This window comes from Pseudomonas sp. 313 (genome assembly GCF_000316965.1).
Classification (GTDB): domain Bacteria; phylum Pseudomonadota; class Gammaproteobacteria; order Pseudomonadales; family Pseudomonadaceae; genus Chryseomonas; species Chryseomonas benzopyrenica.
Genome location: NZ_ANBZ01000079.1, coordinates 188,570 through 201,886, shown reverse-complemented (window position 1 = coordinate 201,886; position 13,317 = coordinate 188,570). Strand labels below are relative to the sequence as shown.

At 65.2% G+C, this 13,317-nt stretch carries 13 protein-coding genes; 12 read left to right on the top strand and 1 reads right to left on the bottom strand.

Translation table 11 applies throughout. The annotated features are described in order from the left end of the window. The first annotated feature begins 271 nt into the window (after window positions 1-271). The 11 genes from C722_RS0119060 to C722_RS0119010 all read left to right on the top strand — a co-directional run bounded on the left by C722_RS0119060 (window position 272) and on the right by C722_RS0119010 (window position 11,336). Window positions 272-1,117: a transporter substrate-binding domain-containing protein gene (locus tag C722_RS0119060; RefSeq protein WP_017642045.1), complete on the top strand. Its 846-nt coding sequence runs from the start codon at window positions 272-274 to the stop codon at window positions 1,115-1,117. A gap of 55 nt (window positions 1,118-1,172) precedes the next feature. Further along, the gene (locus C722_RS0119055; RefSeq protein WP_017642044.1) at window positions 1,173-1,994 is read left to right on the top strand and encodes an ATP-binding cassette domain-containing protein; all 822 of its coding nucleotides are present in this window, start codon (window positions 1,173-1,175) and stop codon (window positions 1,992-1,994) included. Window positions 1,995-2,004: 10 nt separating this feature from the next. Beyond that, window positions 2,005-2,676: an amino acid ABC transporter permease gene (locus C722_RS0119050; protein WP_017642043.1), complete on the top strand. Its 672-nt coding sequence runs from the start codon at window positions 2,005-2,007 to the stop codon at window positions 2,674-2,676. A 7-nt stretch (window positions 2,677-2,683) separates the two neighbouring features. Then, window positions 2,684-3,349 carry an amino acid ABC transporter permease gene (locus C722_RS0119045; RefSeq protein WP_026083959.1) on the top strand — a complete coding sequence of 222 codons (666 nt, stop codon included), beginning with the start codon at window positions 2,684-2,686 and terminating at the stop codon, window positions 3,347-3,349. A gap of 25 nt (window positions 3,350-3,374) precedes the next feature. Then, entirely contained in the window at window positions 3,375-4,253 is an 879-nt protein-coding gene (locus C722_RS0119040) for a dihydrodipicolinate synthase family protein (protein WP_017642041.1), read from the top strand. A 189-nt stretch (window positions 4,254-4,442) separates the two neighbouring features. Beyond that, window positions 4,443-5,702 carry an FAD-binding oxidoreductase gene (locus C722_RS0119035; protein WP_026083958.1) on the top strand — a complete coding sequence of 420 codons (1,260 nt, stop codon included), beginning with the start codon at window positions 4,443-4,445 and terminating at the stop codon, window positions 5,700-5,702. A 13-nt stretch (window positions 5,703-5,715) separates the two neighbouring features. Next, window positions 5,716-7,197, top strand: coding sequence for an aldehyde dehydrogenase family protein (locus C722_RS0119030; RefSeq protein WP_017642039.1), 1,482 nt, complete (start codon window positions 5,716-5,718; stop codon window positions 7,195-7,197). 10 nt (window positions 7,198-7,207) lie between these two features. After that, window positions 7,208-8,233, top strand: coding sequence for a proline racemase family protein (locus C722_RS0119025; protein ID WP_017642038.1), 1,026 nt, complete (start codon window positions 7,208-7,210; stop codon window positions 8,231-8,233). A 57-nt stretch (window positions 8,234-8,290) separates the two neighbouring features. Beyond that, window positions 8,291-8,998: a GntR family transcriptional regulator gene (locus C722_RS0119020; RefSeq protein ID WP_017642037.1), complete on the top strand. Its 708-nt coding sequence runs from the start codon at window positions 8,291-8,293 to the stop codon at window positions 8,996-8,998. A gap of 356 nt (window positions 8,999-9,354) precedes the next feature. Further along, complete coding sequence (locus tag C722_RS0119015; protein WP_017642036.1) at window positions 9,355-10,353, top strand: acyltransferase; 999 nt, start codon at window positions 9,355-9,357, stop codon at window positions 10,351-10,353. A 62-nt stretch (window positions 10,354-10,415) separates the two neighbouring features. Further along, entirely contained in the window at window positions 10,416-11,336 is a 921-nt protein-coding gene (locus C722_RS0119010; protein ID WP_017642035.1) for a LysR family transcriptional regulator, read from the top strand. On the opposite strand, the gene C722_RS0119005 is transcribed toward C722_RS0119010, so the two are convergent. Then, window positions 11,333-12,061, bottom strand: coding sequence for an SDR family oxidoreductase (locus C722_RS0119005; RefSeq protein ID WP_017642034.1), 729 nt, complete (start codon window positions 12,059-12,061; stop codon window positions 11,333-11,335). The genes C722_RS0119010 and C722_RS0119005 overlap by 4 nt on opposite strands. Before the next feature lie 162 nt (window positions 12,062-12,223). On the opposite strand from C722_RS0119005, the gene C722_RS0119000 reads away from it, so the two are divergent. After that, complete coding sequence (locus tag C722_RS0119000; protein ID WP_017642033.1) at window positions 12,224-13,126, top strand: LysR family transcriptional regulator; 903 nt, start codon at window positions 12,224-12,226, stop codon at window positions 13,124-13,126. The last annotated feature ends 191 nt before the right edge of the window (window positions 13,127-13,317 follow it).

The following is a 13,317-nucleotide window of genomic DNA, read 5'->3' as shown; positions in this document are numbered from 1 at the left end:
GGATTCAGTAAAAATCACGTTAAGTCTCTGGTTCCGTTTTTGGGAAATTTTTTTCCTGCCGCGGTAAGTAGCCTTTTATTTCGGCATATCAAGGATTTACCGGCTGAGCTCAACTGGAGCTGCAGCACTTTTACGGCAGCGCTGCTGAGGAAGCCCGTTGACAGTCCCAATTCGCCACTCCTAATCTGCATGCAGCGCTGAATACAACGAAATACACAAAAAAGCTTTTTTGCCTCCTGCCTATAACAATCGTCCAAATGGAGTAGCAGCTATGGCTCGGCGTCTATCGCGTTCGCAATCCCTTCGTGCAGTCCTAGGTAGTCTGGCAATCGCCGGCGCCCTGCTCTGGCAGCCGGCCGCTCAGGCCGAGCAGGCCGGCGTGTGGCAGCAAGTCCAGAAAGCCGGCGTCTTGAAATGCGGGGCCGCAGTCGCCGCGCCCTATGTGATGCGTGATGCCGCCTCGGCGAAATACAGCGGCTACTTCGTCGATCTGTGCCGCGACTTCGGCGAGCGGGTGCTCAAGGTCAAGGTGGAGTTCGTCGACACCAACTGGGACAACCTGGTCGCCGGCCTGCAGGGCGGCAAGTGGGATCTGGCCATGGCACTCAACCAGACACCCGAGCGGGCCCTGGCCGTGGCCTTCAGCACGGCCGCCACTGACTATCAGATCTCGCTGTTGCTGAACAAGGACAACCCCAAGTTGGCCCAAGCCGGCGAGACCTTGGCGGACTACGACAAACCCGGCGTGACCTTCGCGGTGATGTCCGGTACGGCCGCGGACAAGGCGATCTCGGCCGTCATCAAGCAAGGGACCGTGATGCGTCTCCCCGGTATGGACGAGACACGTCTGGCGGTGATGTCCCGCCGCGCCGACGTGCTGGTCGATGCCAGCGACACCAATCACCTCTTTGCCATCGCCAACCCCACCTGGGCCAAAGAAGTGATGCCCAAGCCGGCGCTGGCCAAGCAGGGCGTGGCCTTCGGCGTGCGCCGCGACATCTCCTGGGCCGACATGCAGGTGTTGAACATCTATCTCACCCAGCGACGCGAAACGGGTGAGATCGCCGCCCTCGTGGACAAGGCCTCCGAGCAGGTCAACGCCCAGAAAGCCCCGTAATCCGCCGCTGAGACAAAGGACTCGTCCTGACGAGTCCTTACCGGAGTTCGCCCCTATGAAAGCCGTTTCCATCATGCCGACGCCCCTTGCCACTGCCGCACCGGAGGCCCGCCCGGGTCCCGATGGCTTCGTCCAGTTCCAGCACGTGTGCAAGAGCTATGGTCCGGAGCTCAAGGTCATGGACGACTTCTGCCTGGACATGCGTGCCGACGACCGTCTGGTGATCATCGGCCCGAGTGGCAGCGGCAAGAGTTCGCTGCTACGCGTGATGATGGGGCTGGAAAGCATCCAGGATGGCCGCATCCACTTCCAGGGTCAGCCCTATATAGAAGGTCGCAACGGACGCAGTCAGGTGCTGGATCGAGAACTGCACCGGCAGATCGGCATGGTCTTCCAGCACTACACCCTGTTTCCCCACCTGTCGGTGCTGGGCAATCTGGTCCTGGCGCCCATGAAGGTGCGCGGGCTGTCCCGCGCGGAAGCCACCGAAAAGGCCCGGCTGTACCTCGCCCGCCTGGGCCTGGAAAGCAAGCTGCACGCCTACCCCAGCCAGCTCTCGGGTGGCCAGAAGCAGCGGGTCGCCATCGCCCGCGCGCTGATGCTCGAACCGGCGCTGATGCTCTTCGACGAGGTCACCTCCGCCCTCGACCCGGAAATGGTGATCGAGGTGCAGAACGTGATGCTGCAGCTGGCCGAGCAGCGCATGGCCATGATCATCGTCACCCACGACATGCACTTCGCCAAGCACATCGCGACCCGCGTGGTGTTCTGCGCCAACGGCCGGCCGGTCGAGGAAGGCCCGCCCGAGGAACTGTTCCGCCGTCCACGCGAGCCCCGTACCCGGGAATTCCTGGAAAAGGTCCTGCACCTGGATTGAGGACGGCGCCATGAACTACCAATTCGACTTCCATTTCCTCAACGGCACCCTGGGCCCGCTCTGGCAGGGCCTCAAGGTGACCCTGCAACTCGCCCTGGCCGCCAATCTCATGGGCCTGGTGCTGGGTTTCCTGCTGTGCCTGCTGACCCTGAATCGCTGGCGCCTGGTACGGCTGCCCGCCCAGCTGTTCATCGAGTTCTTCCGCTGCACCCCGGTCCTGCTGCAGATCGTCTGGTTCTTCTATTGCGTGCCCATGCTGTTCAACGTCTTCGTCGACCCCATCACCATGGGCGTGCTGGCGCTGGGCCTGAACCTCACCGCCTTCAATGCCGAGGCCTACCGCGCCGGCGTTCAGGCCGTGCCGCGCGAACATCTGGACGCCAGCGTCGCTCTCGGCCTGGGACCGCTGAACCGTACCCTCTATGTGGTGCTACCGCAGGCGCTGCGCAGCGCCCTGCCGGTACTGATGACCAATGGCATCGGCATCCTCCAGCAGAGCGCCCTGGTCGCCATCGTGGCCGTGGCCGACCTGATGTACATCGGCAAGTCCATCGCCACCGAAGCCTATCGCCCGCTGGAAACCTACTCGCTGATCGCTCTGATCTACTTCGCCCTGTCCCTGCCGATCGCCCAGCTGGTGCGGTTCGTCGAACGCCGCCAAGACGCGGCCCTGGAGCGCTGAGATGGATATGCACCTCGACTTCTCCATCGTCCTCGGCTACTGGCAGGTGCTGCTCAAGGGCCTGGGGCTGACCTTGACCATTACCCTCGGCTGCGCCCTGGTGGGCAGCCTGCTGGGCTTCGGGCTGAGCCTGGTGCAGCTGGCACCCAGTCGCCTGCTGCGGGCGCCGGTCCGGCTCTATGTGGAATTCTTTCGCGGCACGCCATTACTGATCCAGCTGTTCTGGGTGTTCTTCTGCTTTCCCGTGGTGTTCGGCCTGTCGATCTCGCCCTATGTGTCGGTGGTGATCTCCCTCACGCTGTTCATGGCGGCCATCACCAGCGAGACCTTTCGCGGCGCCCTCAAGTCCATCGCCGGCGAACAGCACGATGCCTGCGTGGCCCTCGGCCTGACGCCCGGGGTGAAGGTGCTCTATGTGATCTTTCCCCAGGCGCTGCTGCGCGCCATACCGCCGCTGCTCTCGAACGTCATCAGCCTGTTCAAGGAAAGCGCCCTGATCTCCTCGGTCGGGGTGGCGGACCTGATGTTCGTCGGCCAGAACCTTTCCAACAGCACGGCGCGACCGGTCGAGTTCCTCTCGGCGGTCGCCGTCATCTACTTCTGCATCGCCTTTCCCCTGACCCGTCTGGTCGGCCTCGTCGAGGCCCGGCTGCTGAGACGCTTCGCCTACTGAACCCCCATCCCGAAGAGGTAACTCCATGAACATGCACGGCATCCTTCCCGCTCTCGTCACCCCCTTCGACAAGGCCGGCAAGGTCGATTGCGCGACGCTCGCCTCCATCGTCGACTACCAACTCAAGGCTGGGGTGTCCGGCTTCGTGGCCCTGGGCTCCACCGGCGAGTACTACGCCCTCGACAACGCCGAACGCCGCCTGGTCCTGCAGACGGTCAAGGAGGTAGCCGAAGGCAAGGGCACCCTGATCGCCAACTGCAACGGTGCCAGCACCCGTGAGGTGATCGAGCAGATTCGCCAGGCCATCGAATGCGGCTTCAGCAACATCCTGCTGGCCCCACCCTTCTATGCCCTGCCGACCCAGGAAGAGCTGATCAACCATTATCAGGTCGTGCTGGATACCTTCGCCGACATTAACGTCATCCTCTACAACTACCCCATCCGCACCAACGTCGAAGTCGGCACGTCGGTGCTGGAAGCCTTTCGCGATCACCCGCGCGTCATCGGCATCAAGGAAAGCTCCGGCAATCTGTTGCGCGCCATCGAGATCGGCGAGACCTTCAAGGGCGCCTACCAGTTGTCCTGCGGCTCGGATGACCAGGCACTGGACTTCTTCCTGTGGGGCGCCACCAGCTGGATCTGCGGGCCGGCCAACTGTTTCCCGGATCAGATCGTCGCCTTCCACAAGGCCTTCACCGCCGGCGACATCCAGGGGGCTCAGGCGGTCATGCGTTCGCTGTTCCCGGTGATGGCGAGCATGGAGCAGGGCAAGTTCATCCAGAAGGTGAAGTACGGTTGCGAGCTGGCCGGGTTCAACTCGGGTAACGCGCGCCTGCCGCTGTTGCCGCTGAGCGACGCCGAGAAGGCCGACTTCCGCGCCGTCTTCGAAGCCTCGCAACGCTGACCCAGAGCCTACCCCGCTGCCATGGGGTAGGCGGAGGATTTCCATGAGCCCAAGCTTCAACGGCGCCCAAGGCCAGGTGTGGAGAACGCGAGCGGCGTCTTGCGCCCCTAGCGTGGACGCCTCTGCGCCGGCCTGGCAGGGTTGGCCATCCGGTCCGCGCGTCAGGCAGTCATCCAGCGAGAGAGCACTATGAATCAGGAGTCAGGCGTTCCCAGGACCGCGATCGTCGTCGGAGGCGGTATCGTCGGGGTGTGCTGCGCCCTCTGGCTGCAACGCGATGGCCTGGCGGTCACGCTGGTCGATCCCGCTGCACCGGGCGACAGCACGGCCAAGTGGAGCTGCGGCCAGATGGCCGTCAGCGAGGTGGTCCCCCTTTCCAAGCCGGGCATCCTGAAGAAGATCCCCGGCTGGCTGCTGGATCAACAGGGTCCGCTGGCCCTGCGGCCCAGCGCCTTACCCGGCATCCTGCCGTGGTTCCTGCGCTTCCTGGCCTGCGCCCGGCCCGCGCGCATCCAGGCGATCGCCGCGGAACTGGCGACCCTGACCCGGGAGGTCTACCGCGACTACGCCGTGCTGCTGGAGGCCTGCCCTGACAAGCGCCTGCTAGGCGAACGCCCCATTCTCGAGGTCTTCGACACGCCCCAGGGGCTGGCCCAGGAGCGCCATCATTTCGAGCTGCGCGAGCGACTGGGCTTTCAGGTGGAAGAACTGGACGCCGCCGCCATCGCCGATCTGGAACCAGCCCTGGCCGGCCGCTTCAAGCACGGGCTGCTGTTTCCCGACTGGCGCGCGGTCAGCGACACCGAAGGCTTCATCGCCGCCCTCACCGCCAGCTTCGAGCAGGCTGGCGGACGTCGGATCCGCGAACGAGTCGCGCGCCTCGACGAACATCAGGGTCAGGCCACCGGGGTGACCCTGGCCGACGGAAGACGACTGCCGGCCGAGCGAGTGGTCATCGCCGCAGGCAATGGCTCACGGGCCTTCTTCGGCCAACTCGGACTCTCCATCCCCCTGGCGGGAATCGCCGGCTACCAGGTGGTCCTGCCAGAGCCCGAGGTCGAAATCCACCACTCCACCATCTACGCCGATGGCGGTTTCTGCTTCGCGCCCATGACGCGCGGGCTGCAGATCGGCGGCACTATCGAATTCGCCGGTGAAGGCGCCAAACCCAACTTCGCACGGGCCGACATCATCCTGGAGAAGGCACGGCGCGTGCTGCCGCAGCTGCGTACGACCGACTTCGAATACGGCATCGGCTATCGCCCCTTCCTGCCCGACACCAAACCGATCATCGACCGCAGCCAGCGCCTGCCCAACGTACTGCTCGCCTTCGGCCATGGCCAACTCGGCCTGACCCTGGGCGCCACCACCGGGCGACTCATCGCCGATCTCGCCAGCGGTCGTGCCACCTCCCTCGACCTCCACCCTTTCCGCGCCTCGCGCTTCTGACAGGACTTCGCCGATGGCTTCCTATGACCACCTGTACATCGACGGCCAATGGGTGCGCCCCCTGCGCGGCGGCACCTTCGAGACCGTCGACCCGGCCCTCGAGACACCCCTTGCCCAGGTCGCCGCGGCGACCGCCGAGGACATCGACCTGGCCGTGCGCGCGGCCCGCCGTGCCTTCGACGAAGGCCCCTGGCCGCGACAGAGCGGTGCCGAACGGGCGACGGTGCTGCGCCGCATCGCGGCGACGATCCGTGAGCGCCAGCAGCAACTCGCCGAACTGGAGGTGCGCGACAACGGCAAACCGCTTCCCGAAGCGCTATGGGACATCGGCGACGCGGCTGGCTGCTTCGACTTCTACGCCGACCAGGCCGAACGCCTAGACCGCGACCGCGAGCGCGCCATCACCCTGAGCGATGCGCGCTTCAGCGCCGTCGCACGCCAGGAACCCATCGGCGTGGCCGGGGCCATCATTCCCTGGAACTTTCCGCTGCTGATGGCCGCCTGGAAGGTCGCCCCGGCCCTGGCCGCCGGCTGCACCCTGGTGCTCAAGCCCTCGGAACTGACCCCGCTGACCGCCCTGGAACTGGCCGACATCTGCCACCAGGCCGGGCTGCCTGCCGGCGTGCTCAACGTGGTCACCGGCCTGGGGGCCGAAGCGGGCGCTCCGCTGGCCGAGCATCCAGACGTCGACAAGCTGGCCTTTACCGGCAGCGTGCCCACCGGCAGCCGGATCATGCAGGCCGCGGCCCGCGACATCAAAAACATCAGCCTGGAGCTGGGTGGTAAATCGCCCTTCGTCATCTTCGCCGACGCCGACCTGGAAGCAGCGGTCGAATGGATCCTGTTCGGCATCTTCTGGAATCAGGGCGAGGTCTGTTCGGCTACCTCGCGCGTCCTGGTGCAGCGAGATCTCTATGAACCGCTGCTGCAGCGTCTGGCCCAGGAAGCCCAGCGCATCACCATCGGTCCGGGGCTCGAATCCGGCGTGCTGCTGGGCCCCCTGGTGGGCCGTGGCCAGCACGAGAAGGTGCTGGCCGCCATCGCCCGGGGTGAAGAGGAAGGCGCCCGCCTGGTCACTGGCGGTAAGCGTCCCACGCAGCTGCCCACCGGGTACTACGTGCAACCCACGGTGTTCGCCGACGTCGCCGAGGACAGCTGGATCTGGCGCGAGGAAATCTTCGGCCCGGTGGTCTGCGTGCGGCCCTTCGACAGCGAAGCCGAGGCGGTGCGCAGCGCCAACGATTCCCGCTTCGGACTGGCCGCCGCGGTGATGTCTCGCGACCTGGACCGTTGCGAGCGGGTGGCCCGCGCACTGCGTGCCGGCATCGTCTGGATCAACTGCTCGCAGCCGACCTTTACCGAGGCGCCCTGGGGCGGCTACAAGCAGAGCGGCATCGGTCGCGAACTGGGTGAATGGGGTCTGCAGAACTACCTGGAAACCAAGCAGATCACCCGCTACGACAGCGACCAGCCCTGGGGCTGGTACATCAAATAGGACGCCCATCATGCGCTGGAAGAAGACCCTGCAGCTGGCGGAAGTCCACTGCGAAGGCGAGATCGGCAAGGTCATCACCGGGGGCGTGCTGGACGTGCCCGGGCGGACCATGCTCGACAAGATGAACCATATCAACGAGGTGGATGACAGCCTGCGGCGCCTGGTGACCTTGGAGCCGCGGGGCTGCCTGCAGATGTCGGTCAATCTGCTGCTGCCGCCGACCCGCCCGGAGGCCCAGGCGGGGTTCATCGTGCTGCAGGCGGACAAGGCCCATCCCATGTCGGGCAGCAACTGCATCTGCGTGGTCACGGCGCTGCTGGAGCTGGGTATCCTGCCGATGCAGGAGCCGCTGACCACCGTGACGCTGGATACACCGGCCGGTCTGGTGGTGGCCCAGGCCGAGTGCCGTGACGGCCGCTGCCTGAATGTCTCCCTGGACATGGTGCCGGCCTTCGTCGAGGCGCTGGATCTGCAGGTCCCTACCGCCCAGCATGGCACCCTGACGGTAGACGTGGCCTTCGGTGGGGTCTACTACGCGTTGATCGATGTCGATCAGGTCGGGCTGAGCATCGCACCGGAGCATGCCCGAGAGCTGGCCGAACTCGGTGTAGAACTAAAGCACGAGATCGGGCGGCAGGTCCGCGTTCAGCATCCCCTGCTGTCCAGCGTGAACGAGATCGCCTACGTGATGTTCCGCAAGCGCCTGGACGCCTGCACCTACCAGACCTGCACCACCTTGCCGCCAGGCCGGGTGGATCGCTCGCCCTGCGGCACCGGCAGCTCGGCGAATCTGGCCACCCTCGCCGCGCGCGGACTGGTCGCGGTAGGCGATCAGCTCACCTCACGCTCGACCATTGGCGGCGAATTCACTCTTGGCTTGCGCGGACTGACCGAAGTGGCGGGTCGGCCAGCGGTCCTGCCCAGGGTCACCGGGCGAGCCTGGCTCTATGGCCTGCAACAGCTGGGTATCGATCCTGACGATCCGCTCGCCGCCGGCTTCATGCTCAGCGATACCTGGGGCGCCGGGTTCGGTTAGCGCTGCAAACGCGATGCTAGACTGGCCCTCCAACCTCCGAGCGTGAAGAACTCCTCGATGGCTCCCAAAGACGCTGATCCCACCGTTGCCGCCCGCCGTCACGGTGGGCGTTACATCTATGAAGAGCTGCGCCGGCAGATTCTCACCCTGCAGCTCAAACCAGGGATGCCCCTGGATGAAACATCGCTGGCCACCCAGTTCGGGCTGTCACGCTCGCCGGTCCGCGACGCCCTGGCGCGCCTGGCAAGCGAGGGCCTGGTCACCATCCTGCCCAATCGCACCCTGCTGGTAACGCCCTTCGAGATCGAGGAATTCCCCAACTACGTGTCCGCGCTGGATCTGTTGCAGCGCGCCGTAACCCGCCTGGCCGCCATCCGGCGGACACCGCGCGAGCTGGACCTGATCAAACAGGCGGACGCGCGCTACCTGGACGCGGTCGCCAGCGGTGATTTCCAGGCCATGTCGGAACTGAACAAGGCTTTCCACCTGGAGATCGCCCGTGCCGGCAAGAATGCCTATCTCACGGCCAGCTACGACCGATTGCTGGGCGAGGGACAGCGACTGCTGCACCTGCACTTCGACTACATCATGAACAGTGCTGGCTCCACCCAGCTCGGTCGCGACCATGATCGTATCGTCACCGCCATCGAACACCAGGACGGCGACGAGGCCGAAGCCGCAGCCCATGAACACACCATGCTGTTCCGCCAGCGCTTTCTCAGCTTTCTCGAACAGGATCTGTTGCGCGGTATGGCAGTCGGCTGACAGTGAGCCCTGCTTGGTGTGTCTGCCAGGCCCAACGTCAGCTTCGATCCATGACTGGGAAACCCCAGGCCAGAGATCATGGGCGTGCCAACTCCATCGACAGAAACATCTTGAAAACAACAAATTTGATTAGTGATCAGTAATTTGCCTGAAACACTTTAAGCTGGCCGCCTGCCACCGTAGTCCCGTGGCGCCGAGGCCTCCTCGCCTCACCTCTTTTCCCGGCGCGTAGTCCTGCCGGGCGCGGTAGCCTGTCCGCCGTCTCTGCCGCGTACCCCACTGTCCGCTTTCGCTAACCCGTGCCCCTCCTCTGAGGCAGAGCGCGTGGTTTACCTATTCCTCAAGGAAACCTCTCCATGCTGATTCAGCTCAACTGGATCCGCGGCCTGGCGGCCGTCCTCATCGTTTTCCACCATATGACCGTGGGCAGCTACCAGACCACCGAGCACCAGCAGATCGCATTGAATCTGCTATCGCTGGAAACCACCTGCATCTTCGTCGCCCTCTCCGGTTTCTTCTTTCGCTACAACCTCGGCAAATACAGCTACCAGGTCTATCTGGGCAAGAAGCTGCAGAACGTCATCCTGCCCTACCTGCTGATCTCGATTCCTGCCGTGCTGCTCTATGTTTCCGGGCTCAAGCAGGAGCACGAGTGGATCGACATGAACGCCTTCCATGACTGGCCGCCCTTCGCCCAGACCGCCCTGCTGCTGGCCACTGGCGCCCACCTGGGCCCGCTGTGGTTCATCCCGGCACTGACGCTGATCTTCCTGCTCGCGCCGGTCCTGGAGTGGATCGTCCAGCGTGGCCTGTTGCCGGCGGCGACCATGGTCGGCCTGCTCTATTTCCTGGTGTCCGACCGCCCGGCCAATGATGCCGATCCGCTGCTGGCCGCCCTGCATTTCCTGCCGATCTACCTCTGCGGCATGCTGGCCTGCGAACAGCGCGAACGCCTGCAGCGCCCCCAGGCGCGCTACTGGCTGCTGGCGGCCCTGGTGCTGCTGAGCGGTGCGGCGGTACTCGACAGTGCCTTCTATGGCCTGCAGAAACTGGCGCTGTGCCTGTTGCTCTTCGCCGTCTTCAGCCAGCAGGTCAAGACCACGGGACGTACGGACGGCCGTCTGGCCAAGGGCATGGCCCTGCTCGGTGCCTACAGCTTCGCCATCTATTTTCTGCACGGCTATCTGGCTGGTGCCTACCGGGTGCTGGGTCGCCTGCTGGGTGAGCAGAACTTCGCCCAGTACCTGGGCACTCGCCTATGCCTGACATTGATCACCTTGCTCTGCTGCATCGCCGCGGTCTGGCTGGTCAAGCAGGTCAGCCAGCAGCGCAGCCGGGTGTTGATCGGCGCCTGAAGCCAGTCGCTGGCGCCGTGCCAAGCGGCGCCTTATGCTGTCCCGCATTTGCGGTGGCAGCCATGAAGACGACGCGCAAGGCCCTGCTCGCCCAAGTCGGCGATTTCGAGATCCGCCTGCTGCGGCTGTTCAAGACGGTGGTGGAATGCGGCAGCTTCACCGCCGCCGAAGGTCGCCTGGGCATCACCCGCTCGGCCATAAGCCTGCACATGAACGACCTGGAAAAGCGCCTGGGCATGCGCCTCTGCCAACGCGGTCGCGCCGGCTTCTCGCTGACCGACGAAGGCCGCGAGGTGCTCAAGGCCAGCCAGTCGCTGTTCGCCGCCCTGGAAGGCTTTCGCAGCGAGGTCAACCAGCTGCACCAGCACCTGCGTGGCGAGCTGAACCTGGGCATCATCAACAACCTGGTGACCCAGCCGCACATGCGCATCACCCATGCCCTGGCGGCGCTCAAGCGTGCTGCGCCGGGGGTGGTGGTCAACATCGGCATGACCCTGCCCGGCGAGATCGAGACCGGCGTGCTCGACGGCCACCTGCACCTGGGCGTGCTGCCGCTGATCAATGCCCTGGCCGGTCTCGACTACCTGCCGCTCTACGAAGAGCGCGCGCTGCTCTATTGCAGCCGCAGTCATCCGCTGTTCGCGGTGGCCGACGCGGCGCTGGACGAGAGCACCCTGGCCACCCAGGATGCGGTAGGCCCCAACCATCTGCTCAACCAGGACGGCCACGAGCGCCATGCCGCGCTGAATTGCACGGCGCGGGCCTCGGATCGCGAAGGCGTGGCCTTTCTCATCCTCACCGGCTGCTACATCGGCTACCTGCCCGACCACGTCGCCCAGCCCTGGGTGGCCCAGGGCCAGTTGCGCGCCCTCAATCCCGAACGCTTCCACTTCGACACCACCCTGGCCGCCGTCACCCGCAAGGGACGGCGACCGAATCTGGTGTTGGAGCGCTTTCTCGAAGCCCTGGCCGAAACGGTCTAGTTGGCGCTGCGGGTCGGGCGGACGACGATCTCGTTGACGTCCACGTCGTCCGGCTGTTCGATGGCGTAGCGCACAGCCCGGCCGATGGCGTCGGGTTGCAGAGCGATGGCGCGGTAGCCATCCATCATCGCTCGCGCCGCCGCATCGGTGATGGTCGAGGCCAGCTCGCTTTCCACCACGCCCGGATGGATGCAGGTGACCCGCAGATCGTCACGCTCCTGCCGTAGTCCTTCGGAGATCGCCCGTACCGCGTGCTTGGTGGCGCAATAGACCGCCGCCGTGGGCACCACCGACAGGGCGCCGATGGAGCCCAGGTTGATGACATGGCCAGCGCCGCGCGCGGTGAATTCCGGCAGCACCGCGGCGATACCGTTGAGCACGCCCCTGATGTTGACGTCGACCATCTGCATCCACTCTTCGGTCTTGAGCGAGGCCAGGGGCGACAGCGGCATGATCCCGGCGTTGTTGACGATGACGTCCACCCGGCCCCAGCGCTCGCGAGCTGCCTCGGCGAAGGCAGCCACGTCGGCGCTGTCGGTGACATCCAGCCGGCGGCAGGCGGCTTCGCCACCCGCGCCGTTGATCTCGGCTGCCAGGGCCTCCAGCCGTTCGCTGCGGCGCGCGCCGAGCAGCAGCTTGCAGCCGGCCGCGCCCAGTTCACGCGCGATGCCCGCGCCTATGCCACTGGAGGCGCCGGTGATGAGTACGACCTTGTCGATAGTCATGAGGTGTTCCTCTCGAATGGGGGTGAATTGCCTGGACGACCTGCTGGTCAGCTGCGTGCCCTTCCAGCACTGCGCCCTTCCAGGCTTGCCACCACCTTAGCGAAGGCTCATTGTCGTGATAATTCCCCCGCTCCTGACTGCCATGGTTAGCCAGACTCACCAATGCACACCGATCTGAATCTGCTCAAGGTCTTCGTCGTGGTGGCCACGGCCGAGAATTTCCGGGTGGCAGCTGATCGCCTGGGCGTCAGTCGCTCCGCGGTCAGCCAGGCCATCCGCCGTCTGGAAGACGAACTGGGCAGTTCGCTGGTGCAGCGCACCACCCGCAGCGTGCGCCTGACCGAGGCCGGTGAACGCTTGCAACGGCAGGTCGCAGGCCCCCTGGCCGGTCTGCTGGGCGCCCTGGAAGACGCTAGCCACGCCGGACCACCGCGGGGCCTGTTGCGGGTCGCGGTCACCTCCATCGCCGAGCGCTTTCTCGATGGCCCACTGCTGGCCGGCTTCGTCGAGGCCTATCCGGAGGTGACCCTGGACATCACCGTTACCGACGAGGAATTCGATATCGTCGCCCGTGGTTTCGATGCCGGAGTACGGCTGGGCGAGGTGATCGAGCAGGACATGATCGCCATTCCAGTGACCGGACCGCAGCGCGAAGTGGCGGTGGCGACCCCAGGCTATTTCGCCTGTCATGGCCGACCCCGGCACCCGCGCGAACTGGCGGACCACCGCTGCATCGGCTGGCGCCCGGCCCCGGAGGTGGCGCCCTGGCGCTGGGAATTCAGCGAGAACGGTCGCGCCTTCGATGTGGCGGCTGCACCCCGGATCACCACCAACGACATGCTGCTGATGGTACGCACCGCCCTGGCCGGCGGCGGCATCACCTTTGGCATGGAGGACACCTTCAGGCCCTATCTGGACCGTGGCGAACTGGAGCGGGTGCTGGAAGATTACCTGCCGCCCTTTCCCGGCTTCTATCTCTACTATCCGAATCGCCACAACCTGGCGCCCAAGCTGCGGGCGCTGGTGGAGCATGTGCGGGGGTATCGGGCGGAGAACGGGGGGTAGCGCGGGGTTTGGGTGGCGCTCACCCCGGCCCTTTCCCAAGGAGAGAGGAGGCGCACAGGCGGGCCCTGTAGCAAGGAGGTAAATGGCGCAGCCTTTTCCACATGGTCGAGGGTGAGCCTTGTTGGGCTTCGCTGCGCTCAACCCAACCTACAGGACTACCGACACGTAGGTTGGGTTGAGCGCCGCGAAGC

What these genes read in the sequence shown, in the direction of transcription:
- C722_RS0119060 (WP_017642045.1), top strand. Translation starts at nt 272, where the DNA reads ATGGCTCGGCGTCTATCGCGTTCGCAATCCCTTCGTGCAGTCCTAGGT.
- C722_RS0119055 (WP_017642044.1), top strand. Translation starts at nt 1,173, where the DNA reads ATGAAAGCCGTTTCCATCATGCCGACGCCCCTTGCCACTGCCGCACCG.
- C722_RS0119050 (WP_017642043.1), top strand. Translation starts at nt 2,005, where the DNA reads ATGAACTACCAATTCGACTTCCATTTCCTCAACGGCACCCTGGGCCCG.
- C722_RS0119045 (WP_026083959.1), top strand. Translation starts at nt 2,684, where the DNA reads ATGCACCTCGACTTCTCCATCGTCCTCGGCTACTGGCAGGTGCTGCTC.
- C722_RS0119040 (WP_017642041.1), top strand. Translation starts at nt 3,375, where the DNA reads ATGAACATGCACGGCATCCTTCCCGCTCTCGTCACCCCCTTCGACAAG.
- C722_RS0119035 (WP_026083958.1), top strand. Translation starts at nt 4,443, where the DNA reads ATGAATCAGGAGTCAGGCGTTCCCAGGACCGCGATCGTCGTCGGAGGC.
- C722_RS0119030 (WP_017642039.1), top strand. Translation starts at nt 5,716, where the DNA reads ATGGCTTCCTATGACCACCTGTACATCGACGGCCAATGGGTGCGCCCC.
- C722_RS0119025 (WP_017642038.1), top strand. Translation starts at nt 7,208, where the DNA reads ATGCGCTGGAAGAAGACCCTGCAGCTGGCGGAAGTCCACTGCGAAGGC.
- C722_RS0119020 (WP_017642037.1), top strand. Translation starts at nt 8,291, where the DNA reads ATGGCTCCCAAAGACGCTGATCCCACCGTTGCCGCCCGCCGTCACGGT.
- C722_RS0119015 (WP_017642036.1), top strand. Translation starts at nt 9,355, where the DNA reads ATGCTGATTCAGCTCAACTGGATCCGCGGCCTGGCGGCCGTCCTCATC.
- C722_RS0119010 (WP_017642035.1), top strand. Translation starts at nt 10,416, where the DNA reads ATGAAGACGACGCGCAAGGCCCTGCTCGCCCAAGTCGGCGATTTCGAG.
- C722_RS0119005 (WP_017642034.1), bottom strand. Translation starts at nt 12,061, where the DNA reads ATGACTATCGACAAGGTCGTACTCATCACCGGCGCCTCCAGTGGCATA.
- C722_RS0119000 (WP_017642033.1), top strand. Translation starts at nt 12,224, where the DNA reads ATGCACACCGATCTGAATCTGCTCAAGGTCTTCGTCGTGGTGGCCACG.